This is a genomic window from Paraburkholderia sp. SECH2, from assembly GCF_030464795.1.
GTDB classification, from domain to species: domain Bacteria; phylum Pseudomonadota; class Gammaproteobacteria; order Burkholderiales; family Burkholderiaceae; genus Paraburkholderia; species Paraburkholderia aspalathi.
This window is the reverse complement of record NZ_JALPRH010000002.1, coordinates 117,832-140,976: the sequence shown is the minus strand read 5'-3', so window position 1 is coordinate 140,976 and position 23,145 is coordinate 117,832. Positions and strand designations below refer to the sequence as shown.

General features: G+C 62.9%; 19 protein-coding genes. 7 read left to right on the top strand and 12 right to left on the bottom strand.

Annotated elements, in window-relative coordinates:
- Positions 1 to 64 precede the first annotated feature (64 nt).
- Positions 65 to 1,546: a xylulokinase gene (gene xylB / locus M0D66_RS04985; protein ID WP_200618228.1), complete on the top strand. Its 1,482-nt coding sequence runs from the start codon at positions 65 to 67 to the stop codon at positions 1,544 to 1,546.
- Between the two features lie 78 nt (positions 1,547 to 1,624).
- Complete coding sequence (locus tag M0D66_RS04980; protein ID WP_093635650.1) at positions 1,625 to 2,578, top strand: sugar-binding transcriptional regulator; 954 nt, start codon at positions 1,625 to 1,627, stop codon at positions 2,576 to 2,578.
- A gap of 40 nt (positions 2,579 to 2,618) precedes the next feature.
- Here the strand turns inward: M0D66_RS04980 and M0D66_RS04975 are convergent, their stop codons facing one another.
- The 7 genes from M0D66_RS04975 to M0D66_RS04945 all read right to left on the bottom strand — a co-directional run bounded on the left by M0D66_RS04975 (position 2,619) and on the right by M0D66_RS04945 (position 9,065).
- Positions 2,619 to 2,915 carry a DUF1330 domain-containing protein gene (locus tag M0D66_RS04975; RefSeq protein ID WP_054034356.1) on the bottom strand — a complete coding sequence of 99 codons (297 nt, stop codon included), beginning with the start codon at positions 2,913 to 2,915 and terminating at the stop codon, positions 2,619 to 2,621.
- A 72-nt stretch (positions 2,916 to 2,987) separates the two neighbouring features.
- Positions 2,988 to 4,097: an ABC transporter ATP-binding protein gene (locus M0D66_RS04970; protein ID WP_054034358.1), complete on the bottom strand. Its 1,110-nt coding sequence runs from the start codon at positions 4,095 to 4,097 to the stop codon at positions 2,988 to 2,990.
- Positions 4,098 to 4,167: 70 nt separating this feature from the next.
- Positions 4,168 to 4,869, bottom strand: coding sequence for an HAD family phosphatase (locus tag M0D66_RS04965; protein WP_266209197.1), 702 nt, complete (start codon positions 4,867 to 4,869; stop codon positions 4,168 to 4,170).
- Positions 4,866 to 5,699, bottom strand: coding sequence for a carbohydrate ABC transporter permease (locus M0D66_RS04960; protein WP_234487518.1), 834 nt, complete (start codon positions 5,697 to 5,699; stop codon positions 4,866 to 4,868). Before M0D66_RS04960 ends, M0D66_RS04965 begins: the two co-directional genes overlap by 4 nt.
- 38 nt (positions 5,700 to 5,737) lie before the next feature.
- On the bottom strand, positions 5,738 to 6,673 hold the full coding sequence (locus tag M0D66_RS04955) for a carbohydrate ABC transporter permease (protein ID WP_093635644.1): 936 nt from the start codon (positions 6,671 to 6,673) through the stop codon (positions 5,738 to 5,740).
- Positions 6,674 to 6,862: 189 nt separating this feature from the next.
- Positions 6,863 to 8,185, bottom strand: a complete 1,323-nt coding sequence (locus M0D66_RS04950; RefSeq protein WP_200618225.1) for a sugar ABC transporter substrate-binding protein — start codon at positions 8,183 to 8,185, stop codon at positions 6,863 to 6,865.
- 97 nt (positions 8,186 to 8,282) lie between these two features.
- Positions 8,283 to 9,065 (bottom strand): L-iditol 2-dehydrogenase, encoded by a 783-nt coding sequence (locus M0D66_RS04945; protein ID WP_211701958.1) that lies wholly within the window; start codon positions 9,063 to 9,065, stop codon positions 8,283 to 8,285.
- Positions 9,066 to 9,375: 310 nt separating this feature from the next.
- On the opposite strand from M0D66_RS04945, the gene M0D66_RS04940 reads away from it, so the two are divergent.
- From M0D66_RS04940 to M0D66_RS04925, 4 genes are read left to right on the top strand one after another with little or no spacing between them, the layout of a single operon-like run.
- Positions 9,376 to 9,855 carry a Fur family transcriptional regulator gene (locus M0D66_RS04940; protein WP_211701956.1) on the top strand — a complete coding sequence of 160 codons (480 nt, stop codon included), beginning with the start codon at positions 9,376 to 9,378 and terminating at the stop codon, positions 9,853 to 9,855.
- Between the two features lie 58 nt (positions 9,856 to 9,913).
- Entirely contained in the window at positions 9,914 to 10,888 is a 975-nt protein-coding gene (locus M0D66_RS04935; RefSeq protein ID WP_266209196.1) for a metal ABC transporter solute-binding protein, read from the top strand.
- Entirely contained in the window at positions 10,885 to 11,856 is a 972-nt protein-coding gene (locus M0D66_RS04930) for an ABC transporter ATP-binding protein (protein WP_266209194.1), read from the top strand. Before M0D66_RS04935 ends, M0D66_RS04930 begins: the two co-directional genes overlap by 4 nt.
- Positions 11,849 to 12,631 carry a metal ABC transporter permease gene (locus M0D66_RS04925; RefSeq protein WP_200618221.1) on the top strand — a complete coding sequence of 261 codons (783 nt, stop codon included), beginning with the start codon at positions 11,849 to 11,851 and terminating at the stop codon, positions 12,629 to 12,631. Before M0D66_RS04930 ends, M0D66_RS04925 begins: the two co-directional genes overlap by 8 nt.
- 63 nt (positions 12,632 to 12,694) lie before the next feature.
- Here the strand turns inward: M0D66_RS04925 and fghA are convergent, their stop codons facing one another.
- From fghA to M0D66_RS04910, 3 genes are all read right to left on the bottom strand, one after another.
- Positions 12,695 to 13,546, bottom strand: coding sequence for an S-formylglutathione hydrolase (gene fghA, locus M0D66_RS04920; protein ID WP_211701950.1), 852 nt, complete (start codon positions 13,544 to 13,546; stop codon positions 12,695 to 12,697).
- 57 nt (positions 13,547 to 13,603) lie between these two features.
- Positions 13,604 to 14,710 (bottom strand): S-(hydroxymethyl)glutathione dehydrogenase/class III alcohol dehydrogenase, encoded by a 1,107-nt coding sequence (locus M0D66_RS04915; protein WP_093635627.1) that lies wholly within the window; start codon positions 14,708 to 14,710, stop codon positions 13,604 to 13,606.
- 241 nt (positions 14,711 to 14,951) lie between these two features.
- A complete protein-coding gene (locus M0D66_RS04910; RefSeq protein ID WP_266209192.1) occupies positions 14,952 to 16,421 on the bottom strand; it encodes a xylulokinase in 1,470 nt (489 codons plus the stop codon).
- A gap of 425 nt (positions 16,422 to 16,846) precedes the next feature.
- Here M0D66_RS04910 and M0D66_RS04905 point away from each other — a divergent pair, with 425 nt between their 5' ends.
- Positions 16,847 to 18,256: a nucleobase:cation symporter-2 family protein gene (locus M0D66_RS04905; protein WP_093635623.1), complete on the top strand. Its 1,410-nt coding sequence runs from the start codon at positions 16,847 to 16,849 to the stop codon at positions 18,254 to 18,256.
- A 146-nt stretch (positions 18,257 to 18,402) separates the two neighbouring features.
- Here M0D66_RS04905 and M0D66_RS04900 read toward each other — a convergent pair whose 3' ends face one another.
- Together M0D66_RS04900 and M0D66_RS04895 are read right to left on the bottom strand one after the other, a co-directional pair.
- Positions 18,403 to 19,920, bottom strand: coding sequence for an efflux transporter outer membrane subunit (locus M0D66_RS04900; RefSeq protein WP_211705842.1), 1,518 nt, complete (start codon positions 19,918 to 19,920; stop codon positions 18,403 to 18,405).
- 1 nt (position 19,921) lies between these two features.
- Positions 19,922 to 23,143 (bottom strand): efflux RND transporter permease subunit, encoded by a 3,222-nt coding sequence (locus M0D66_RS04895; RefSeq protein ID WP_093635619.1) that lies wholly within the window; start codon positions 23,141 to 23,143, stop codon positions 19,922 to 19,924.
- Between the last annotated feature and the right edge of the window lie 2 nt (positions 23,144 to 23,145).

The following is a 23,145-nucleotide window of genomic DNA, read 5'->3' as shown; positions in this document are numbered from 1 at the left end:
GCATGGCACCGCGCGCCATGTGCGGCTAAAGTAGCGCATCCCTAACGACGAAGGTTTCGCGCCCATGTATCTCGGCATCGACCTCGGCACGTCCGAAGTGAAAGTCCTGCTGCTCGCCTCCGATGGACGCGTGATCGGCACCGCAGGCTCACCCTTTACCGTTTCGCGTCCGCATCAGCGCTGGGCCGAACAGAATCCCGAAGATTGGTGGGCCGGCACGCGCACGGCGCTGGCCGCGTTGCGCGCCAAACATCCGGACGAGTTCGCGCAGATTCGCGGCATCGGCCTCTCGGGGCAGATGCACGGCGCCGTGCTGCTGGATGCGCAGGACCGCGTATTGCGGCCCGCGATCCTGTGGAACGACATGCGCAGCGACAAGGAGTGCGCGGAGCTGACCGAGCGCGCGCCGGACTTGCACACCGTGGCCGGCAATCTCGCGATGCCCGGATTCACCGCACCGAAGCTGCTTTGGGTGGCGCACCACGAACCGGAAATCTTCGCGCAAACCGCCTGCGTGCTGCTGCCGAAGGACTACCTGCGTCTGCAACTGACCGGCGGCAAGGTGTCCGATCCATCGGATGCAGCCGGCACGTTGTGGCTCGACGTCGCCAAACGCGACTGGTCCGATTCGCTGCTCGCCGCCTGCAACATGACACGCGCGCAGATGCCGGCCTTGTGCGAAGGCAGCGAGCCATCCGGCACCCTGCTTCCCGCGGTGGCGCGCGAGTTCGGTTTGAGCGACGGAGTGATCGTCGCGGCCGGCGGTGGCGACAATGCCACCAGCGCAATCGGCATCGGCGCGACGCAACCGGGCGACGGCTTCGTTTCGCTCGGCACCTCGGGTGTGCTGTGCGTGGTCGGCGACAGCTTCCGGCCGAATCCCGCTTCGGCCGTGCACGCGTTCTGTCACGCGATCCCGGATCGCTGGCATCAGATGAGCGTGGTGCTGTCGGCAGCAAGCTGTTTGCGCTGGGTCTGCAAGCTCACTTCCACCGACGAGCCGACGCTGCTCGCCGAAATCGAAGCGCTGCCAGCGGAAGCGTTGACCACTGCCCCACTCTTTCTGCCTTATCTGTCCGGTGAACGCACGCCGCACAACGACCCGTATGCGCAGGGCGTGTTCTTCGGCATGAATCACGCGACCGACCGCGCCTTGCTCGGCTACGCCGTGCTCGAAGGCGTGACGCTCGCGCTCACCGACGGCCTCGATGCGTTGCGCGCGGCCGGCACCGAAGCGAAGGCGCTGTCCCTGCTCGGCGGCGGTGCGCGCAGCGACTACTGGGCACAACTGCTCGCCGATGCGCTCGACACCGCCACCCGCAAGCACGGCGGCGGCGAAACCGGCGCGGCGCTCGGCGCGGCCCGCCTCGGCTGGCTGGCCGCAGGCGGCGATCCGGCCAAGGTGCTGAGCAAGCCGCCGATCGAAAAGGAGTTCACGCCGAACCCGCGCCGGCACGCCGAACTGCGCACCCGGCTCGAAGCGTATCGCGCGCTCTACCGCCACGTGCGGCCGCTGTTCGACCCCGCGCGACAACCGCTCGCCTGACCGGCAAAGCACAGCCGGTTCCCGTTGAGACGCGGGAACCGGCTGCTATCATCGGCGCACTTCAAGCGAACCGTCACCGTGCCCAAGTCCACAGAAAAATTAGACCTTGCTACCCGCGCCGCGTGGCTCTACTACGTCGCAGGCAACACCCAGAACGAGATCGCCGAAAAACTCCAGGTGTCGCGCCCGGTCGCACAGCGGCTGGTGGCCTTCGCGGTCGAAAAGAACCTGATCCGCGTGCGCGTCGATCACAAACTGGCCGATTGCCTCGCGCTCGCCGATCAACTCTCGAAGCGCTACGGCCTGAGCATGTGCGAAGTCGTACCAATCGACAGCGATACCTCGGAAGAAGTCGACCGCAAGCTGGCAGTAGCCGGCGCGCAGGTCATGGAACGCTATCTGGTCGAAGAAAAACCGATGGTGGTCGCCGTGGGCAGCGGCCGTACGCTGAAGGCCGCGGTCGATCAGATCGCGCAGCTGGAGCGTCCGCAGCACCGTTTGGTATCGATGGTCGGGGCGATCGCCCAGGACGGCTCCTCGAACCGCTACGACGTCGCGCTGCACATTTCGGAGAAGACCGGCGGCAAGCATTTTCTGCTGCCCGCCCCGCTGCTCGCCGATAGCGAGACCGAACGCGCGCAGTGGTGCAATCACCGGCTCTACCGGATCGTCGAATCGCTATTGGCCAAGGCGGATGTCGCGTTCGTCGGGGTCGGCAATATCGGGCCGAAATGCCCGTTGCACGAAGACGGCTTCATCACCTCCGCGGAGGTGAAGGAGTTGATGCAGAACCGTGCAGTGGCCGAAATGCTCGGCTTGCCGATCGATGCCGCCGGCGCGCACGTCGAATCGCCGACCGGCCGGCGCGTCACCAGCATTGCGCTCGACTCGCCGCCGCGGCGTCCTACCATCGGCTTTGCCGGCGGTGAACGCAAGCGCGAGGCGCTGATTGCGGTGCTTAAAGGCGGCTGGCTGTCGGGACTGGTGACTGACGAGTTGTGTGCGCGGGCCGCGCTCGAAGCGGCGGCTTAACCAGCTTACAGGCAAGGCTTAGAAGCGGCCCACCGCCGCGCTACAACACCGGCAGCCCTTCCGTGATGATGATGCGGTACTCGCCGCCCTGCAGGCGCGTCTCGCTGACCGCCTGATACGCCGGGCTGCGATACCACGCGATCGCTTCGTCGTAACTGGGGAACTCGAGGATCAGGATTTCGTCGATCGGCGGACCCTCCACCACTTCTTTCCGCCCGTGGCTCGCGAGCACCATGACCGCGTGCTTCTCGAAGACTGCGGGCGCGTCCTGTTTGTATGCTTCCAGTTTGGCGGGGTCGAGCGTTTTCTCGCGCGTGATGACGACGTAGGCGGGCATGAGTGTTTCCTGAGCGTGAATAAACGTGACCGGACGGAAAGCGGCGCGCCCGCCGCTTTCCCAATCACATACTCACGCGGCCAGCACTTCTACGATCTTACGCTGGAAGGCTTTCCCTTCGCTGTCGAATAAATGGCAGTGCTCAGGCGTGGCGCCGAGCTTTTGCACTTCGCCCTTGCTGTGCCGCTCGAGCGGCGGAATGCGCGCGATGATCCCATCCGGAGCGACGCTCGATTCCGCATACAGATACGCGGCATCGCCGAGCGATTCGACCGCCATGGTTTTCGCCGACACGCCGTCGTCGGTCATGCCCACATGCAGATGCTCCGGGCGAATGCCAACGGTCACCTTGTCGCCCTGTTTCACCGCGCCGGGCTCCACCGCAACACGCTGAGTCTCGCCGGATTCGTAGCGCACCGTGACGCCGTCGTGCGTGACCGACTGCACGACGCCTTCCATAAAGTTCATCTTCGGCGAACCGATGAAGCCGGCGACGAAGCGATTGGCCGGCGCGTGATACAGCATGGTCGGGCTGCCGACCTGCTCCACATTGCCCGCCGACAGCACGACGATCTTGTCGGCCAGCGTCATGGCCTCGACCTGATCGTGCGTTACGTAGATCATCGTGGTCTTCAGCTCGTCATGCAGACGCGCGAATTCGAGGCGCATCTTCACGCGCAGCGCGGCGTCGAGATTCGACAACGGTTCGTCGAACAGGAACACTTTCGGCTTGCGCGTAATTGCGCGGCCGATTGCAACGCGCTGACGCTGACCGCCTGAAAGCTGCTTCGGCTTGCGGTCGAGCAGATGGTCGATGTGCAGGATCTTCGCCGCGTTGCGCACGGCGGCGTCGATTTCCGGCTTCTTGGTGCCGGCGAGTTTGAGGCCGAACGCCATGTTGTCGTACAGCGTCATGTGCGGATACAGCGCGTACGACTGGAACACCATCGCGATGCCGCGCTTGGCGGGCGGCACGTCGTTCACGCGCGCGTTGTCGATGGTCAGATCGCCGCTGGTGATGTCTTCGAGGCCAGCGATCATCCGCATCAGCGTCGATTTACCGCAACCGCTCGGACCCACGAAGACGACGAATTCGCCGTCCAGAATGTCGAGGTTGATGTCACGCATCACTTCGTTGTCGTCGTAGGCTTTTCGGATGTTGCGCAGAGTTACGCTTGCCATGATGTGTCTCCGTATGTTGCTCTTGCTACGTCAATTCATTTATCCAGGTGCTGCGCCAACGCGGCCGCGCTTACGGCGTCGCCGCCGTCGCGCTCAGCGTCCATTGCGCAACCAGGTCCGGCAACTGCAGCATGTCGTCAAACACAGTCCGCGCACCCGCCGCATGCAACGCATCGATCTGCGCGTCACTCGCATGACCGCCGCCGATAAAGCCCAGCACCGTCATGCCCGCCGCGGTTGCCGCCGTCACGCCCGTCACGCTGTCTTCCACCACGAGGCAGGCGGACGGCGCGAGGCCGAGACCAAGCGCTGCAGCGAGATAGACATCGGGCGCGGGTTTCGGATTCGGCACCGCATCGGCGCAAAAAAGCCGGTTGCCGAAGAACTTCACGAGGCCCGTGCGCGCCAGCACGTTCTCCACATACGGCCGGAAACTATTGCTCGCGCATGCCTTGGTGAGCGGCACCTGCGCGAGCGCAACCTCGATGCCAACGACCGCCGGCGCCTGCATCGCCGCTGCTTCCACCGCCCGGCGGATCGCCTCGATATCCTCGCCGCCGAGGCTCCTGCCCAGTTTCGCCGCCGTGCCCTGCAACACCGTTTCAATGCGCAAGCCGAGTAGCGGCAGCACCACCGGCGCGACATCGGCATCGGGCCAACGCGCCTCGAGTTCGTGCACCAGCATGCTCGCCGCCACGGCTTCGCTGTCGATCAGCACGCCGTCGCAATCGCAGATCAGCGCGAAATGACCTACCGTCGTACCTGCGGTCATTTGACCGCCCCAAAGGTAAGACCACGCACCAGTTGCTTCTGCGACAGCCAGCCGACAATCAGGATCGGCGCAACTGCAAGCAATGAAGCAGCGGAGAGCTTGGCCCAGAACAAACCTTCAGGACTCGAGTACGACGCAATGAACACAGTCAGCGGCGCCGCGTTCGAACTCGACAGGTTGATGCTCCAGAACGCTTCGTTCCACGACAGGATCACCAGCAGCAGCGCGGTGGAGGCAAGCCCCGGCAGCGACATCGGCATCAGCAGATAGACGATTTCCTGCCACGTCGCCGCACCGTCGATCCGGCCTGCTTCGAGAATGTCGCGCGGAATTTCCGCGAAGTACGTGAACGACATCCACACCGCAATCGGCAGATTGATCAGCGTGTAGACGATCACCAGACCGGACACCGAATCGAGCAGACCACTGTTCTTCCACAACAGATAGATCGGCACCAGCACGCCGACCGACGGCATCATCTTGGTCGACAGCATCCACAGCAGGACTTTCTGCGTGCGGCGCGTCGGAAAGAAGGCCATCGCGTACGCGGCCGGCACGGCGAGAATCAGGCACAGCAGCGTGACGCCCGCCGAGATCAGGATCGAATTCCACGCGAACGAAAAGTAATTGCTGCGCGCGAACACCTCGCGGAAACTATCGAGCGTCGGGATGAAAAACAGCGACGACGAATAGGCCTGCTGCTCCGTCTTGAACGCGGTGATCGTCATCCAGAAGATCGGAAAGAACAGCAGCAACGCGACGAGCCAGGCGATCACACCAGGGATGCCGCGGCGAATTGCGGCGAACGGCGACTTGGCCGGCACGGTCATGGGCGCCGTGCCCGACGCAGAGGTAGAGGCAACGTGGCTCATTTTTCGTACTCCCCTTTCAGGTTCTTCGCGAGCATCCGCACAAGGAAGAACGACACGATGTTAGCCAGCACGACAGCCAGAATGCCGCCCGCCGAAGCGAGACCGACGTCGAACTGTTGCAGGCCCAGCGAATAGATCAGGTACGACAGATTGGTGGTCGCGGTGCCCGGACCGCCGCCCGTGGTCGTATAGATTTCGGCGAAGATCGACAGCAGGAAAATCGTCTCCATCATCACCACCACCGCGATCGCTCGTTTCAGGTGAGGCAGCGTGATGTAGAAGAACATCGAGAACGGACCCGCGCCGTCGATACGCGCCGCTTCCTTCTGCTCCTGATCGAGCGACTGGATCGCGGTGAACAGAATCAGGAACGCGAACGGTAACCACTGCCACGCGACGATCATGATCACGGCCGTGAGTGGATACTCGGCGAACCAGTCGATCGGCTGCAGCCCGATTGCGCGCATGCCCTGTGCGATCAGGCCATACACCGGATGCAAGATCATGTTCTTCCAGATCAGCGCGCTGACCGTCGGCATCACGAAGAATGGTGCGATCGCCAGTAGCCGCGCAATGCCCTGGCCGTAGAACTTACGGTCGAAAAGAATCGCCATCAGCACACCGCCGACCACCGTGATCACCAGCACCGAGATGATCAACTCGAGCGTGTGCCCGATCGACGGTCCGAACGACGGATCGCTGGCGAGGTACTTGTAGTTGTCGAAACCGGCGAAGCCTTTCAGATCCGGATTCAACAGGTTATAGCGCGAGAACGAAAACCAGATCGTCATCGCCAGCGGAATCGCCATCCACAGCACGAGCACTGCGACTGAGGGCGTCACGAGCCAGCGGGCCGAATTGGCTTTGCGGGTTTCGCGTTCTTTTTCTGTTTGGGGATGGGCATGCATAAGAGGCAGGCGTAAAGGACGCATGATTGACCACCTGTTCGGTAATGCGCGGGCCGGCGCTTTCTCCGCCGTGATCGCTTGAACCGCCTGGCTACCGCGACGCAATGCGGTGTCGCGGTGCCCACGCGGCGGGGACGGCCCACTGTGCTACGTGGGCCGGCTGACGGGCGTCAGCCGGCGCGTGCCACATGAATCATGTGGCTGACTTCCGCTTTACTTCTGATACCCGGCCTGTTGCACGGCGCGATTCGCCGTTGCCTGGCCGGCTGCCAGCGCCTGATCGACCGTCATCTGACCGGCAATCGCGCCGGAGATGCTCTGACCGACCACGGTGCCGAACGACTGGAACTCAGGAATGCCGACGAACTGCACACCGGTGTACGGCACCGGCTTCAGAGTCGGATGATCCGGGTCAGCCGTTTCGATTGCCTTCAGCACGAAGTCGCCGAACGGTGCTGCCTGTTTGTATTCAGGACGTGCGTAGGTAGAGTGGCGCGTTCCCGGCGGCACCGAGGCCCAGCCCTCATCCTTCGCGACCAGTTCGATGTACTGCTTCGACGTGGCCCACGCGATGAACTTCTTCGCCGAGTCAGCCTGCTTCGACGACTTCGGAATGGCCAACGCCCACGCCCACAGCCAATGCGAGCCCTTCGGCGTGACGGCAATCGGCGCTGCCGCAAAGCCCACCTTGTCGGCGATCTGCGACTGCTGCTTGTTGTAGAGCATGCCGGCCGCCACCGTTGCATCGATCCACATCGCGCACTTGCCCGAGGACATCAGCGTCAGGTTTTCGTTGAAACCGTTCGAACTGGCTCCCGGAGGGCCGTCTTTCTTCAGCAGATCGACGTAGAACGTCATCGCCTTCTTCCATTCCGGCGACGTCAGCTGCGCCTGCCACTTCTCGTCGAACCAGCGGCCGCCGAAGGTGTTCACCACCGTCGTGCCATACGCCATGTTCTCGCCCCAGCCGGCCTTGCCGCGCAGGCAGATACCGTACATGCCGTTGGCTTTGTCCGTGAGCTTGTCGGCGAACTGAGCGATCTGGTCGTAGGTCGGCTGATCGGGCATTTTCAGGCCCTTGGCCGCGAACAGATCCTTGCGGTAATACGTCATCGAGCTTTCGACGTAGAACGGCAGTGCGTACAACTGGCCGCCACTCGAGAGGCCGTCGCGGGCCGTCTTCACGACGTCGTTCAGATCGTAATCAGCGGGCAGATTGGTGAGCGGCGTGAGCCAGCCGCGCTTGCCCCATTGCGGCGTTTCGTACGCACCGATCGTCATCACGTCGAACTGGCCGCTGCCGGTCGTGATGTCGGTGGTAGCACGCTGACGCAGCACGTTTTCTTCGAGAATCACCCAGTTGAGCTTGATATCCGGATTCGCCTGCTCGAAAGCGGGCGAGAGCTTCTTCAGCTCGATCATGTCCGGATTGTTCAACGTGGCAATGGTCACCGTGGCCGCCTGAGCGTGCAACGCAAAGCATGCGACAGCGCCGGCACTGACCGCCTTCAGCACGGATTTTGTAGCTGGTTTCATGTGTTGTCTCCTTTCTCGTACGTTATGTGATGCTGCGTTTGTTCTACGAAAATGACGAAGGGTGAAACAGGTTCGGCTCATCCACTCTGCAATTCGCTCAGCTCATCCAGTTGCCACCGTCGACGTTCAGGGTTTGCGCGGTGATGTAGTCGGCATCGGCCGACGCGAGAAACAGGGCCGCGCCGGTCAGATCGTCCGGCACACCCATACGGCCGAGCGGCACCGCTTCACCGACGAGGCGCTTCTTCTCGCCGAGCGGCCGGTTTTCATAGCGGGCGAAGAGCGCGTCGACCTCGTTCCACATCGGCGTATCGACGACGCCCGGCGCGATGCCGTTCACATTGATCTTATGCGGCGCGAGGGCGAGCGCTGCGGATTGCGTGTAGCTGAGTACGGCGGCTTTGGTTGCGCAGTAGTGCGACACCAGCGCCTCGCCGCGGCGCCCAGCTTGCGACGACATATTGATGATCTTGCCACCGCGACCCTGCTCGACCATTTTCCGGGCGACGGTTTGCATCAGGAAGAACATGCCCTTCACGTTGACCGAGAAGAGGCGGTCGAACACGTCCCAGGATTCATCGAGGATCGGGCGCATATCGAAGAGCGCCGCGTTGTTGAACAGGATGTCGACCTGGCCGAAGCGCTCCAACGTGCTCGCCAGGATGCGTTCGATATCCTCGCGGCGCGTTACATCGGCGCTGACGGTCAGCACGCGGTCGCCGTAGGCAGCGCGCAACGCGTCGCCGAAACTGTCGGCCGGCTTCACGTCGACCAGCACGCAGCGTGCGCCTTCGTCCAGATAGCGCCGGGCCACGGCTTCACCGATTCCGCTTGCCGCGCCCGTCAGAATGGCCACCTTGTCTTGCAATCGTGCCGCCACTGCCTGTCTCCGGTTCGTTTCGCTTCTTGAGGCGCGGTGAGCGAACGCTCGTTGCGCGAACAATTGCTCTGTTAGTGATCGAATGATCGGATACGGACCGGGTCATGTCAAGGCGCTCGACCAGATTTCGATGGTGCAGCGCGGCAGGACCAGTGCACACCCTCTTCCGGTTTCGACCGATACAAATACGAGAAATCGCAGACCGCCAAGCTGCTTTCTGCGCAAGCCGCTGACAAAAATTCGAGATACGTTATATCATTGCGGCCTCGCTTCGCTCCGAAGCTTTGCAGGTTCGTCAGGGAGTCCGCTGATGGCTACATCGATTGCAGAACACCATGCCGTACGGCTCGCCCATGCCGAGGCGCACGCCGCCTTGCATGGGCTCGCGCTCACGCCGCTGCGGCGTCAGGTGTATGCGGCGATCGTCGCCAGCGACCGGCCGATCGGCGCTTACGAGTTGCTGGACGCGCTCGAACCGCAACGCGGGCGCGTGCCGCCCACCACGATCTACCGGGCGCTGGACTTTCTGCTCGCACACGGCTTCGTCCATCGGATCGAATCGAAGAACGCGTTTTTTGCCTGCTGCGAGGTCGGCGTGCCGCATCGCAGCCAGTTTCTGATGTGTGACGGCTGCGGCGCGACTGTCGAGATTCCCGGCGGCGATCTTGCCCACCAACTGTCACATAGCGCGCCGGCGCACGGTTTCGAGGTGCACCGCCAGGTGGTCGAGCTAAGCGGTCTGTGCGCGCGCTGCGCCCGCGCGGCGCGGCCCGCCGGGGCGTCCTTATGAAAGCACACCGCTCCCAAGATTTGTAGTTCATTCAACTCTCACGCAGCAGGAAACAACGATGAAGAAATTCGGCTCGATGTTGAACGGGGCGCGCCATGCGCTGAAGCTATCGAAGACCGTGGCCATGGGCGCGGCGGCCACCGCTGCCTTCACGCTCAGCCACGGTGCATTTGCCGCGGATGCGAAAATCCCGGTGGTGGCGGCGGAAAACTTTTACGGCGACGTCGTGCAGCAACTAGGTGGCGATCGTGTCGACGTGACCAGCATCCTCAGCAATCCGGATCAGGACCCGCACCTGTTCGAAGCCAGCCCGAAGACGGCGCGCGCTTTGCAGCATGCGAGCCTTGTGGTCTACAACGGCGCCGACTACGATCCGTGGATGGCGAAACTGCTGGCCGCGTCCAAGGGCTCGAATCGCGCGACGATTGTTGCCGCCGAGCTGACAGGCAAGAAGAGCGGCGATAATCCTCACCTCTGGTACGACCCGGCCACCATGCCGAAAGTGGCGCGCGCGGTAAGCGCGGCGCTCGTCGCGGCTGACCCGGCGCACAAGTCGGCGTACGATGCGAACCTCGCGAAGTTTCTCGATTCGCTGAAGCCCATCGACGCCAAAGTCGCCGATCTGCACGGCCGCTACGCCGGCGTGCCGGTGACGGCAACCGAGCCGGTGTTCGGCTATATGTCGGACGCAGTCGGCCTCTCGATGCGCAATCTGCGCTTCCAGTTGGCGACGATGAACGACACTGAAGCAAGCGCGGCCGATATCGCCGCGTTCGAACGCGATCTGCGCGAAAAGCGCGTCCGCGTTCTGATCTACAACAGCCAGGCAACCGAGGCCCTGACCAAACGCATGTTGAAGCTCGCGCAGCAATCGAAGGTGCCGACCATGAGCGTCACCGAAACCGAACCGGCCGGTAAGACCTATCAGACGTGGATGCTGATGCAGCTCGACGCGCTGGGCACGGCGCTGGCTGCGGGCGATGCGGGCGGAGCGAATGCGGCGGCGAGCACCGCCAAAGGAAAAACCCAATGAACGAAACTGGCCGCAGCACGCCAGCTAATGTATCGACGGGCGCACGCAGCAACGTGCCCGTGCTTGAACTCGAGCGCGTCACGCTTGAACTCGGCGGCCGCACGATTCTGCGCGAGGCCGGCTTCGTGGTGAATCAGGGCGAATTCATCGGCGTGCTCGGGCCGAACGGCGCGGGCAAGACCACGCTGATGCGCGCCGTGCTCGGTCTCGTGCCGGCGGCGAGCGGCGCGATCCGCGTGTTAGGGCAACCGGTCGAGCGGGGTAACTCGTCGATCGGCTATATGCCGCAGACGCGCAGTGCGCTCGCCGGGCGCCGCGTGCGCGGCCGCGACTTCGTCGCCATGGCCGCCGATGGACATCGCTGGGGCCTGCCCCATGCGGACAGCAAAACCCGCGCGGATGTCGAGCGGGTGCTCGATCTGGTGGGCGGCCGTCAGTTGGCCGAGCGGCCCTTATCGGAACTGTCAGGCGGCGAACGTCAGCGTCTGCTGCTCGCGCAATGCCTGCTCGGCGACCCCAAGCTGCTGCTACTCGACGAACCGCTGATCAGCCTCGATCCGCATCATCAGAAGAGCGTGGTGGAATTGGTGCGGCGCGTGCAGCAGGAGCTCGGCATTGCCGTGCTGTTCTCGGCGCATGAACTGAATCCGCTTCTGCACGCGCTCGACCGCGTGCTGTATCTCGGCAGCGGTGTCGCCGCGCTCGGCACCGTCGATGAAGTCATTACGCGGCCGGTGCTGTCGCGCCTCTATGGCTCGCCGATCGACGTGATGCGCGTGAATGGCCGCATCTTCGTGATGTCAGGCGACGTGGAAGTCGAAAAACACGATCACGAGCACGAACACGACGAGAACGGCGGCCATAGCCACTCGCACTCGCACGGACATTCGCATTCGCACGACCACGGTGGCGCACACAGCCACTCACACCAGCACGACTCACGCGACGGACACAAGCACGATGTTTGAATACGATTTCATGGTGAACGCGTTCGCGGCGTCGGGGATCGTCGCGGTGCTGGCAGGCGTGGTGGGCTATTTTCTGGTGATGCGTGGACAGACTTTCGCCGGTCACGCGCTCTCGCACGTCGGCTTCACCGGCGCGACCGGGGCTGTGCTGATCGGCATCTCGCCGATCTGGGGGATGATCGGCTTCACGCTCGCGGCAGGCGTCGGGATGGGCGCGCTCGGCGAGAAACTGGCCGGCCGCGATGTGGCGATCGGCGTGATCCTGTCGCTGTCGCTCGGCTTCGGCTTGTTGTTCCTGCACTTCTTCACCGCATACGCGACCCAGGTCACCGCGCTGCTGTTCGGCAACGTGCTCGGCGTGAATGCGTCGACACTCGGCGTGCTGGCGGGGTTGGGCGTCGTCAGTTTGCTGGCGCTCGCGGCGATCATGCGGCCCTTGCTGTTTGCTTCGTTGCAGCCGGAATTGGCTGAAGCCAAGGGCGTTTCGTTGCGCAAGGTGTCGGTGCTGTTTCTGTCGATTGCCGCGCTCGCCGTGGCGGCGTGCACGCAGATTGTCGGCGTGCTGCTGGTGTTCACGCTGATGGTCGGGCCGGCCGCCGCCGCGCAAAACGTGACGACGCGGCTCTCGACCGGTCTCGTGCTCGCCGCCGTGTTCGCGCTGGTGCAGGCGTGGCTCGGTCTCACACTGGCGTTCTATACCGACTGGCCGACGAGCTTCTGGATCACCGTGCTGTCGGCGGTGGTGTATGGCGGGAGTTTGCTAAGGCGGCGTTGAAGCGGCATTGAAGCGGCGGCTGGCGGCAACACTTTGCGTGCCGCCGCCATCGCCCTGCGAATTTCAACCGAGCAGCACCTTCGCGTGATGCGCGATGTGATCCTCGATGAACGTCGTGATGAAGTAATACCCGTGGTCGTAGCCGGCATGACGACGCAAGGTCAGCGGTTGTCCCGCAGCCTTGCAGGCGGCTTCAAACACATCCGGGTTCAATTGCTCGGCGAGAAACTGATCCGCCAGCCCCTGATCGATCAGAATCCCCTCAGCGAACTTGCGCTTCGCGTGGGCAACCAGCTCGCTCGAGTCGTACTGCCTCCACGCTTCACGGTCTTCGCCCAGATACCCGCTGAACGCCTTCACGCCCCACGGGCACTGTGAAGGCGCGGCGAGCGGCGCGAATGCCGACACCGACCGATAGATCTCCGGATTGCGCAGCGCCAGCATCAACGCGCCATGGCCACCCATCGAATGCCCGAAGATGCCCAGACGTCCACCGTCCACCGGCAGATTCGCGAGCACTGTTTCGCGCAGTTCGTCGCGCACATACGAGTACATCCGATAGTGCTTCGCCCACGGCTGCTGCGTCGCGTTGACGTAAAAGCCCGCGCCCACGCCGAAGTCCCACGCCGCGCTTTCGCCCGGCACGCCCGCACCGCGCGGACTGGTGTCCGGCGCGATCAACGCGATGCCGTGCTGCGCAGCGAAGCGCTGCGCGCCCGCCTTGACCGGAAAGGTTTCTTCCGTGCAGGTCAGCCCGGCGAGATAGAACAGCGCAGGCACGTTCGCGTTGGCCTGCAAAGCCTGCGGCGGCAGATACACCGAGAAGCGCATCGGCAGACCGACGGTCTGCGAGTCGTGCCGGTAGATCCGCTGCTCGCCGCCATGGCAGGCATGCGACGACAATAGTTCAAGCATCGAGATGCTCCTTTCTGTGCCGGGTCGGTGACGTATTAATGACGTATCAACGCCGCATTAGTACAGCACGACCGAGCGGATCGACTCACCCTTCTTCATCAGATCGAAGCCTTCGTTGATGCGCTCGAGCGGCAGACGATGTGTGATCAGGTCGTCGATATTGATCTTGCCTTCCATGTACCAGTCGACGATCTTCGGCACATCCGTGCGGCCGCGCGCGCCGCCGAATGCCGAACCCTTCCACTCGCGGCCCGTCACCAACTGGAACGGACGCGTGCTGATCTCTTCCCCCGCAGCCGCCACGCCGATGATGAACGACTGACCCCAACCCTTGTGCGTGCACTCCAGCGCCTGACGCATCACCTTGGTATTGCCGATGCATTCGAACGAATAGTCCGCGCCGCCATCGGTGAGTTGCACGATATGGTCGACCACGTTCTCGACTTCATTCGGGTTGATGAAGTGGGTCATGCCGAATTTCTTTGCGAGTTCAATGCGGCCCGGGTTGATATCGACGCCGATGATCTTGTCCGCGCCAACCATCTTCGCGCCCTGGATCACATTCAACCCGATGCCGCCGAGACCAAACACCACCACGTTCGCGCCTGCTTCGACTTTCGCCGAATACACGACAGCGCCGACGCCCGTCGTCACGCCGCAGCCGATGTAGCAGATCTTGTCGAACGGCGCGTCTTCACGCACCTTCGCGACCGCGATTTCCGGCACGACGATATAGTTCGAGAACGTGGACGTGCCCATGTAGTGAAACAGCGGCTTGCCATCCAGCGAGAAACGCGACGTGGCGTCGGGCATCAGGCCCTTGCCTTGCGTCGAACGGATCGCCTGGCAAAGATTAGTCTTGCGCGACAGACAGAATTTGCACTGACGGCATTCCGGCGTGTACAGCGGAATGACGTGGTCGCCCTTCTTCAACGTGCCGACACCCGGGCCCACATCGACGATCACGCCAGCGCCTTCGTGGCCGAGAATCGCCGGGAAGATGCCCTCCGGATCGGCGCCCGAGAGCGTGTAGTAGTCGGTGTGGCAGATACCCGTCGCTTTCACTTCAATCAGGACTTCACCGGCGCGCGGACCTTCCAGATCCACTTCTTCGATCGTCAACGGGGCGCCGGCTTTCCATGCGATTGCTGCTTTGGTTTTCATCGTGAATGCTCCTGTGAGTCGGTGAATGCCTGGCGCGTCGCGGTGAGATATCGCGCGGCGTGCCGGTGTCGCGGTTCGCGGTTCCGCACCTTGCGGTTCGCGGTTAATTCGTGTGCCGGACTGGGGACGGTCAGTGTCGTTGCCGCCCGGCATCGTTCGCCGGCCTATACCTTAGCGTGCGAAAGCCGTCATGGTATTGCAAAGTACGTCGCGGCATTGTCTGTAGCTGACATCGCGTTACTCAGCGAAGCGGAGTCTCGCCGAACCATGACTCGACGCGGCCATACAGATCGAGAAAGCGCGCATATCGTTCGGCGAGCGCGGCATCGCCTTGCGGTCCGGCAACGCGCGTCGCGCCCGGCGCAAGCGCGGCGAGGTCGCTCGCGTGCCAATGCCCACTCGCCAATCCACCGAGGATAGCCGCGCCTCGCGGCGCCGCGTTGGGGCAGTCGACGGCATGGAGTTCGACGTTTAACGCGTCGGCGAGCAACTGCCGCCAGCGCGCATCGACTGAACCGCCGCCAGCGAGCTTCAAGGTCGTCACCGTCGCGCCGCTCGCGCGGATTGCGTCGAGACCGGCACGCAGCGAGAACGCGACGCCTTCGAACGCGGCGCGCATCATCGTGCCGCGCGTGTGATCGAGCGCGAGGCCAAGCCAGCCGCCACGCGCGGCAGGGTTGAGCCACGGAGTGCGCTCGCCGGTGAGGTAGGGCAGAAAAGTCAGGCCTGCTGCGGCGCTGGAGATCGCGGCTGTTGTATCGCCAGGGGCACGATCCGATGCATCGCCGAACGCATCACGATAAGCATCGACCCATTCATACGACAACCAACCCCGCACACGTTCAAGCGCAACGCCGACGTTTTGCATCGCCGCCATGCGATACCAGTGATCGCTCGCGGCCCGATAGCGATGCAGGCCTTTTACCGCTTGCGGTGCGTGCTCGGCGAGCACGACGATTTGTCCACCCGTGCCGGTGGTGAGCAATGCGTCGCAGTCGCTCGAGAGACCACTGCCAAGCGCCGCGCATGGCGTATCGGCGGCACCGATCGCGAGCACTATGCCGGCACGCAGACCCAGTTCCTGCGCGGCTTCCGTCGACAAAATGCCGCCCGCCGCGTAGGAAGGCGCAAGCGGCGCAAACCATTCATGCGGCAATTCGAGCCGCTCGAGCAGCGCCTGATCCCACACACCCGCGGGATCGGCAAGCGCAGTCGCGCAGGCGTCGGAGGGATCAGTTGCGACCGCGCCGCCCAACGCGACGCGCAACCAATCCTTCGGTTGCAGCGCCCAGCGCGTCTTACGCGCGGACTGCGGTTCGTTCTGCACGATCCAGCGCAGCAGAGGACCGGCCATGCCGGGAGCAACAGGATTCGGCTGCGGCTCGGGCCACTGATCGAGCAGACTCAACGCACGCGTGTCGGGCCAGAGCATCGCCGGGCGCACGGCTTCGCCATCGGCGTCGATCAATACGACACCGTGCATCTGTCCGGAGAAACCGATTGCTTGCACGTCACGACGTAACCCGGCAGGCAAACGCCCTGCCGCTTCGCATAGCGCGCGCCACCAGGTTTGCACCGAGATTTCGGCCCATCCGGAATGCGGTGTTTCGAATGCATACGCGACACTCGCCGCGGCCTGCTCGTGGCCGTTTTCGTCGACGATTGCAACTTTGAGAGAGCCGGTGCCGAGGTCGATGCCAAGAAAACTCATGGGCGATAGAACGTCAATTTGAGCTTAGGGACAAGCACGCGAAAGGTGCCTGGAACGGCGTATTTTCCATCACCGCTGCACGGTTTCGGAAACTCGCCCGAATGCGCGCTGAAAACCCGGAATCGCGGGTTAACCCCGCCACGCCGCGAGCCGCACAAAAACAGCACTATGCGTCGAGCGAGATACACCTCATTGATTCTCACACATATCCCGTTAGGACGGGCGCGCGCGGCGCGTAAGCGCCCATCGCCGCTGCAAGGGGCTAACGGCCGATTTGTGCGGCGCACGCATTTCTTTTTCCTTTCAAACAGGTCTCATCCATATCGTCACCGGGAATGCCGGAATAGGCCCCAGTGGTCTTGTTGCAGTTTTTCGTTCCGCATACCTTGGAGCCATCCCAAAACGAGATGGTGGAGAGAGACAAAATGCAATCGAACACGGTTCACCCGTGCGACGAGCGACTACCCGCGGGCCAGTTGCTGACGCTCGGCATTCAGCACGTTTTGGTGATGTACGCAGGCGCAGTTGCGGTGCCGCTGATCATCGGCGCGGCGCTGAAATTGCCGAAAGACCAGATCGCGTTCCTGATTAGCGCCGACCTGTTTTCCTGCGGCATCGCCACGCTGATTCAGACCCTCGGTCTGTGGATCTTCGGCATCCGTCTGCCGGTCATCATGGGCTGCACGTTCGCGGCTGTCGGTCCGATGGTCGCGATCGGCACCAATCCTTCGCTCGGCATTCTCGACATCTTCGGCTCGACGATCGCGGCCGGTGTCATCGGCATCCTGCTCGCGCCGGCGGTCGGCAAGCTGCTGCGCTTTTTCCCACCGGTGGTGATCGGCGTAGTGATCTCGGTGATCGGCCTCTCGCTGATGGAAGTGGGCATCAACTGGGCGGCCGGCGGTGTGGGCAACCCTGACTACGGCAATCCGGTCTATCTCGGCCTGTCGCTCCTCGTGTTGATGTTGATCCTGCTGATCAACAAATTCGCCAAGGGCTTCCTCGCCAATATCTCGGTGCTGCTCGGCATCGTTGCGGGTTTCATCATCGCGCTGGCGCTCGGCCGCGTGAACATGGACGGCGTCACGCACGCACCGTGGGTCGGCATCGTGATGCCGTTCCACTTCGGCCTGCCGCATTTCGATCCGCTCGCGATCGCGACGATGGTCACCGTGATGTTCGTCACCTTCATCGAATCGACTGGCATGTTCCTCGCCGTCGGCGACATGGTCGATCGTCCAGTGGATCAGAAGACGCTGGTGCGCGGTCTGCGTGTCGACGGTCTGGGTACGTTGATCGGCGGCATCTTCAACTCGTTCCCGCATACCTCGTTCTCGCAGAACGTCGGCCTGATCGGCGTGACGGGCGTGAAAAGCCGCTTTGTTTGCGCGATGGGCGGCGTGATCCTGGTGCTGCTGGGCCTGTTCCCGAAGATGGCGCAAGTGGTGGCTTCGGTGCCGGCATTCGTGCTCGGCGGTGCGGGCATCGTGATGTTCGGCATGGTCGCGGCGAACGGCATCAAGGTGCTGGCCAAGGTCGACTTCGTGAAGAACCATCACAACCTGTTCATCGTTGCAGTGAGCATCGGCATGGGTCTGGTGCCGGTGGTGTCGCCGCAATTTTTCTCGAAGCTGCCGCCGGCGCTGTCGCCGCTGTTGCATAGCGGAATCTTGCTGGCTTCTGTATCGGCGGTCGTGCTGAATCTGATCTTCAACGGCGTGAAGAGCGAGAAGAAGGCGCAGTGCGAAATTCGCCAGGCCGGACATGATTTCGACGGACGCGGCGGGAATGAGCCGCCACGCGACGAAATGTTGCGTGCGGTGGATGCGCATTAAGCGTCGGGGTGCGGGTAACGCTGCGCGAATTTGATCTGCGCACAAACAAAAACGCCACGGCATGCCGTGGCGTTTTTTTATTGCCGGCTGCGCAGGACGTCTTCCCTAAAACCGAAAACCGCCCTACGCGCCTGCTACTACAAGACTCAACCCGCAGTCGCCGCCGAAGCCGCCACCGGCGCACTCGCCGCACCGTAATCGACCGGTGCATCGGCCGGACGCGGCTGCTCGCCGGCCCGTTCGATCCAGCCGCCGCCGAGTGCCTGGTACAGCGTGACCAGGTTCTGCAGACGCTGCATGCGCGCGGTCACCAGCAACTGCTGCGCCGTGTACAAATCGGTCTGCGCGGTCAGCACCGACAGATAGCTGTCGACACCGTTCTTATAACGCAGGTCCGACAGATCCAGCCGGCGCTGTTCGGCAAAGGTATTGCGCTCGAGCGCCTGAATCTGCTGATCGTACGTGCCGCGTGCCGCCAGTGCGTCCGCCACTTCGCGGAAGGCCGTCTGGATCGCCTTCTCATACGTGGCGATCTGGATGTTCTTCTGCACGGTGGCGAGGTCGAGATTGGCCTTGTTCTGGCCGCCTTCGAAGATCGGCAACGTGATCGACGGCGCGAAGCTCCATGCCGCCGAACCCGGCTTGAACAGACCGCCGAGCGTCGGGCTCAGCGTACCGAAACTGCCGGTCAGCGAGACCTTCGGGAAGAACGCTGCACGCGCCGCGCCGATGTTCGCGTTGGCCGCGAGCAGATTCTCCTCGGCCTCCATGATGTCCGGACGACGTGTCAGCAGATCGGACGGCAGGCCCGCCGGCACATCCGTCAGCAGGTTCTGATTGTCCAACGTCATGCCCGGCGGCAGATCGTCCGGCAACGGCTCGCCGAGCAGCAGCACGAGCGCGTTATCCGCCTGAGCCCGCAGACGCGCCTGCGACTGCAGGTTGGCGTTCGCCTGCTCGACTACGGTCTGCGACTGCCGCAGGTCCAGTTCCGAACCCGTGCCGTTGTCGAACTGCAGCTTGGTGATGCGGTACGACTCCTCCGCGGTCTTCAACGTGTTCTGCGTCACCTTCAGCAGATCGTCGAGTTCGAGTACCGTCATGTACTGATTCGCCACCTGCGAGACCAGCGCGATTTCCGCGGCCTTGCGCGCCTGAGCGGTAGCCAGGTACTGAGCCAACGCCTGATCCTTCAGGCTTTGAATCCGCCCGAAGAAGTCGATTTCCCAGGAAGCGTTCAGACCCACCGAGTACGTGTTGCTGATCGTGAGACCCGTGGACGTCAGGTCTTTCGGCGTGCGCTGCTTGCTTTGTGAAGCAGCAGCGTCCAGCGTCGGGAACAGCGCCGCGCGAGCGATCTGGTACTGCGCCTGCGATGCCTGGATATTCAGCACCGACACGCGCAGATCGCGGTTGTTCTTCAGCGCGATTTCGATCAGCCGCTGCAGACGCGCGTCGGCGAAGAAATCACGCCAGCCGATATCGGTGGCCGCCTGGCCGTTCGCGGTCCGCGAGGCGCCAGCCGCGCCCGGCTGCGTGTCGTACACGCCGCCGGTCGGGAAGGTCGCCGTCACGGGCTCATCCGGGCGATGGTACTTCGGCGCCATCGTGCAACCCGCGGCGAACAGCGCAACCGCCACTGCAATCAAAGAGTGTTTTTGCATCTCAATGTCCGTCCTTGCCCGAGCCTTGATCAGCCGAGCCGCCAGCCGACCCGCCACCTTGCGGATCATGCGGATGGTGCTGGTTGTAGTGTGCGAGCGCCTCATCCGGGTCTTCCTTCTCGCCGCCGAACTTCGCGCGGATCACGACGAAGAACATCGGGATCATGAAAATCGCGAGGAAGGTCGCCGTCAACATCCCGCCGATCACGCCAGTACCGATTGCGTGCTGGCTGGCCGAGCCTGCGCCGTTACTGATCGCGAGCGGCATCACGCCGAGAATGAACGCGAGCGAGGTCATCAGAATCGGTCGCAACCGCAGACGCGCTGCTTCCAGCGCGGCCTCGATCGGCCCCATCCCTTCACCCTGCTGCAACTCGCGGGCGAATTCCACGATCAGAATCGCGTTCTTCGCCGACAGTCCCACCGTGGTCAACAGACCCACCTGGAAGAACACGTCGTTCTCGAGCCCACGCAGCGTAGCGGCCAGCAGTGCGCCGATCACGCCGAGCGGCACCACCATGATCACCGAGAACGGGATCGACCAGCTTTCATACAGCGCCGCGAGACACAGGAACACAACCAGGATCGAGATGCCGTAGAGAATCGGCGCCTGCGAACCGGACTGGCGTTCCTGCAACGACAGGCCCGTCCATTCGTAGCCGATACCCGCCGGCAGCTTCGCCACGAGTGCTTCCATGGCCGTCATGGCCTGACCGGTCGACTTGCCCGGTGCAGCCGCGCCCTGGATTTCCACCGCCGAAATACCGTTGTAGCGCTCGAGCTTCGGCGAACCGTAGGACCATGTACCGCTCGCGAACGAGGAGAACGGCACCATGCTGCCGGCCGTATTGCGCACGTACCAGGCGTTCAGGTCTTCCGGTTTCATCCGGAACGGCGCGTCGCCTTGCAGATACACCTTCTTGATCCGGCCATCGGTATCGAGGAAGTTGTTCACGTACTGCGACGCCCATGCGATCGAGAACGTCTGGTCGATCACCGACAGCGACACGCCGAGCGCGGAAGCCTTCTCGTGGTCGATGTTCACCGTGAACTGCGGCGTATCGTTCAGGCCGTTCGGACGCACCTGAGCCAGCGTCGGATCTTTCGCAGCCATGCCCAACAGCATGTTGCGAGCCTGCATCAGCTTCTCGTGGCCGATACCGGCGCGATCCTGCAACTCGAAGTCGAAGCCGGCTGCCGTGCCGAGTTCAGGAATCGACGGCGGATTCACCGGATACACCAGCGCGTTCTTGTAGCTCGAGAAATGCATGAAGAGGCGGCCAACCAGCGCCTGCACCTTCTGATCCGAGTGCTGACGCACCGCGTAGTCCTTCATCCGCACGAACACGAGACCCGCGTTCTGACCGCGACCGGCGAAGCTGAAGCCGTTCACCGTGAAGGTCGATTCGACAATGCTCTTCTCGCTGTTGAGCAGGTAGTCGGACACGTCCTTCAGCGCATGCGCCGTGGTTTCCTGCGTTGAGCCGGACGGCGTTTGCACCAGCACGAACATCGTGCCCTGGTCTTCATCAGGCAGGAACGACTTCGGCAACTTCACGAACAGCAGGCCGACCGCGAAGATCACCACCATGTAGATGATCAGCCAACGGCCCGAGCGCTTGATCACGTGGTGAACACCCGAGTGATACTTGTCGCGGCTCTTGTTGAACGTGCGGTTGAACCACCCGAAGAAACCGGTGGTTTTTTCCTGATGGCCCTTTTCGATCGGCTTCAGGATCGTCGCGCACAGCGCCGGCGTCAGAATCAACGCGACCAGCACGGACAGCACCATCGCCGCCACGATCGTCAGCGAGAACTGCCGGTAAATAGCCCCGACCGAACCGCCCGAGAACGCCACCGGCACGAACACCGCCGACAGCACGAGCGCCACGCCGACCAGCGCGCCGGTAATCTGGTCCATCGCCTTGCGGGTCGCATCTCGAGGCGATAAGCCCTCCTCCTGCATCACCCGCTCGACGTTTTCCACCACCACGATCGCATCGTCCACCAGCAAGCCGATCGCCAGCACGAGCCCGAACATGGACAGCGTGTTGATCGAGAAGCCCACGATACCCATGATCGCGAACGTGCCCAACAGCACCACCGGCACGGCGATCGTCGGGATCAGCGTGGCGCGCAGGTTCTGCAGGAACAGGTACATGACCAGGAACACCAGCACGATACCTTCGAGCAGCGTCTTGACCACTTCTTCGATCGACAGGCGCACGAACGGCGTGGTGTCGTACGGATACTGCACGACGAGGCCGTGCGGGAAGTACTTCGACAGTTCGGCGACCTTCGCGCGGACTGCCTTGGCCGTAGCCAGCGCGTTCGCGCCGGTGGCGAGCTGAATACCGAAGCCTGCCGTCGGCTGACCGTTGTACTTGGTGTCGAAGTTGTAGTTTTCGCCACCGAGCTCGATACGGGCCACGTCCTTGATACGGACTTGCGAACCGTCCGTATTCACCTTCAGCAGCACGTTGCCGAACTGTTCAGGCGTATTGAGCAGCGTGGCTTCCGTGATGGTTGCCTGCAGCACCTGACCCGGCACCGACGGCGTGCCGCCGAGCGAACCGCCCGCGACCTGCACGTTCTGCGCCGTCAACGCCGTCTGCACATCTACCGGCGTCAAACCGAAGTTGGTCAGCTTGTTCGCGTCCAGCCAGATCCGCATTGCGTACTGCGAGCCGAACAGCGTCACCGTACCCACGCCGTCGATCCGGCTGACCGGGTCTTCGACGTTCGACGCGACGTAGTTCGCCAGGTCGTACTTGTTCATGCTGCCGTCTTCGGACACGAACGCCATCACCAGCAAGAAGCTGCTGCTCGACTTCGTGACCTTGGTGCCCAACTGCTGCACGGCTTGCGGCAACAGCGGCGTGGCGAGTTGCAGCTTGTTCTGCACCTGCACCTGCGCGATGTCAGGATTGGTGCCGGCTGCGAACGTCAGCGTGATGGTTGCCGTACCCGAGTCGTCCGATGTGGACGACAGATACAGCAAGTGGTCGAGACCACTCATCTGCTGCTCGATCACCTGCGTGACAGTGTTTTCCACCGTCTTCGCCGATGCACCCGGATACGTTGCGCTGATCTGCACGGCCGGCGGCGCGATGGTCGGATATTGCGCGATCGGCAACGTGAACACCGACGCGATACCCGCGAGCATCAGAATAATGGCGATCACCCATGCAAAAATCGGGCGATCAATAAAGAACTTTGCCATGA

Coding starts and splice junctions, on each gene's coding strand:
- xylB (WP_200618228.1), top strand. CDS start 65: ATGTATCTCGGCATCGACCTCGGCACGTCCGAAGTGAAAGTCCTGCTG.
- M0D66_RS04975 (WP_054034356.1), bottom strand. CDS start 2,915: ATGCCCGCCTACGTCGTCATCACGCGCGAGAAAACGCTCGACCCCGCC.
- M0D66_RS04970 (WP_054034358.1), bottom strand. CDS start 4,097: ATGGCAAGCGTAACTCTGCGCAACATCCGAAAAGCCTACGACGACAAC.
- M0D66_RS04965 (WP_266209197.1), bottom strand. CDS start 4,869: ATGACCGCAGGTACGACGGTAGGTCATTTCGCGCTGATCTGCGATTGC.
- M0D66_RS04960 (WP_234487518.1), bottom strand. CDS start 5,699: ATGACCGTGCCGGCCAAGTCGCCGTTCGCCGCAATTCGCCGCGGCATC.
- M0D66_RS04955 (WP_093635644.1), bottom strand. CDS start 6,673: ATGCGTCCTTTACGCCTGCCTCTTATGCATGCCCATCCCCAAACAGAA.
- M0D66_RS04950 (WP_200618225.1), bottom strand. CDS start 8,185: ATGAAACCAGCTACAAAATCCGTGCTGAAGGCGGTCAGTGCCGGCGCT.
- M0D66_RS04940 (WP_211701956.1), top strand. CDS start 9,376: ATGGCTACATCGATTGCAGAACACCATGCCGTACGGCTCGCCCATGCC.
- M0D66_RS04935 (WP_266209196.1), top strand. CDS start 9,914: ATGAAGAAATTCGGCTCGATGTTGAACGGGGCGCGCCATGCGCTGAAG.
- M0D66_RS04930 (WP_266209194.1), top strand. CDS start 10,885: ATGAACGAAACTGGCCGCAGCACGCCAGCTAATGTATCGACGGGCGCA.
- M0D66_RS04925 (WP_200618221.1), top strand. CDS start 11,849: ATGTTTGAATACGATTTCATGGTGAACGCGTTCGCGGCGTCGGGGATC.
- fghA (WP_211701950.1), bottom strand. CDS start 13,546: ATGCTTGAACTATTGTCGTCGCATGCCTGCCATGGCGGCGAGCAGCGG.
- M0D66_RS04915 (WP_093635627.1), bottom strand. CDS start 14,710: ATGAAAACCAAAGCAGCAATCGCATGGAAAGCCGGCGCCCCGTTGACG.
- M0D66_RS04910 (WP_266209192.1), bottom strand. CDS start 16,421: ATGAGTTTTCTTGGCATCGACCTCGGCACCGGCTCTCTCAAAGTTGCA.
- M0D66_RS04905 (WP_093635623.1), top strand. CDS start 16,847: ATGCAATCGAACACGGTTCACCCGTGCGACGAGCGACTACCCGCGGGC.
- M0D66_RS04900 (WP_211705842.1), bottom strand. CDS start 19,920: ATGCAAAAACACTCTTTGATTGCAGTGGCGGTTGCGCTGTTCGCCGCG.
- M0D66_RS04895 (WP_093635619.1), bottom strand. CDS start 23,143: ATGGCAAAGTTCTTTATTGATCGCCCGATTTTTGCATGGGTGATCGCC.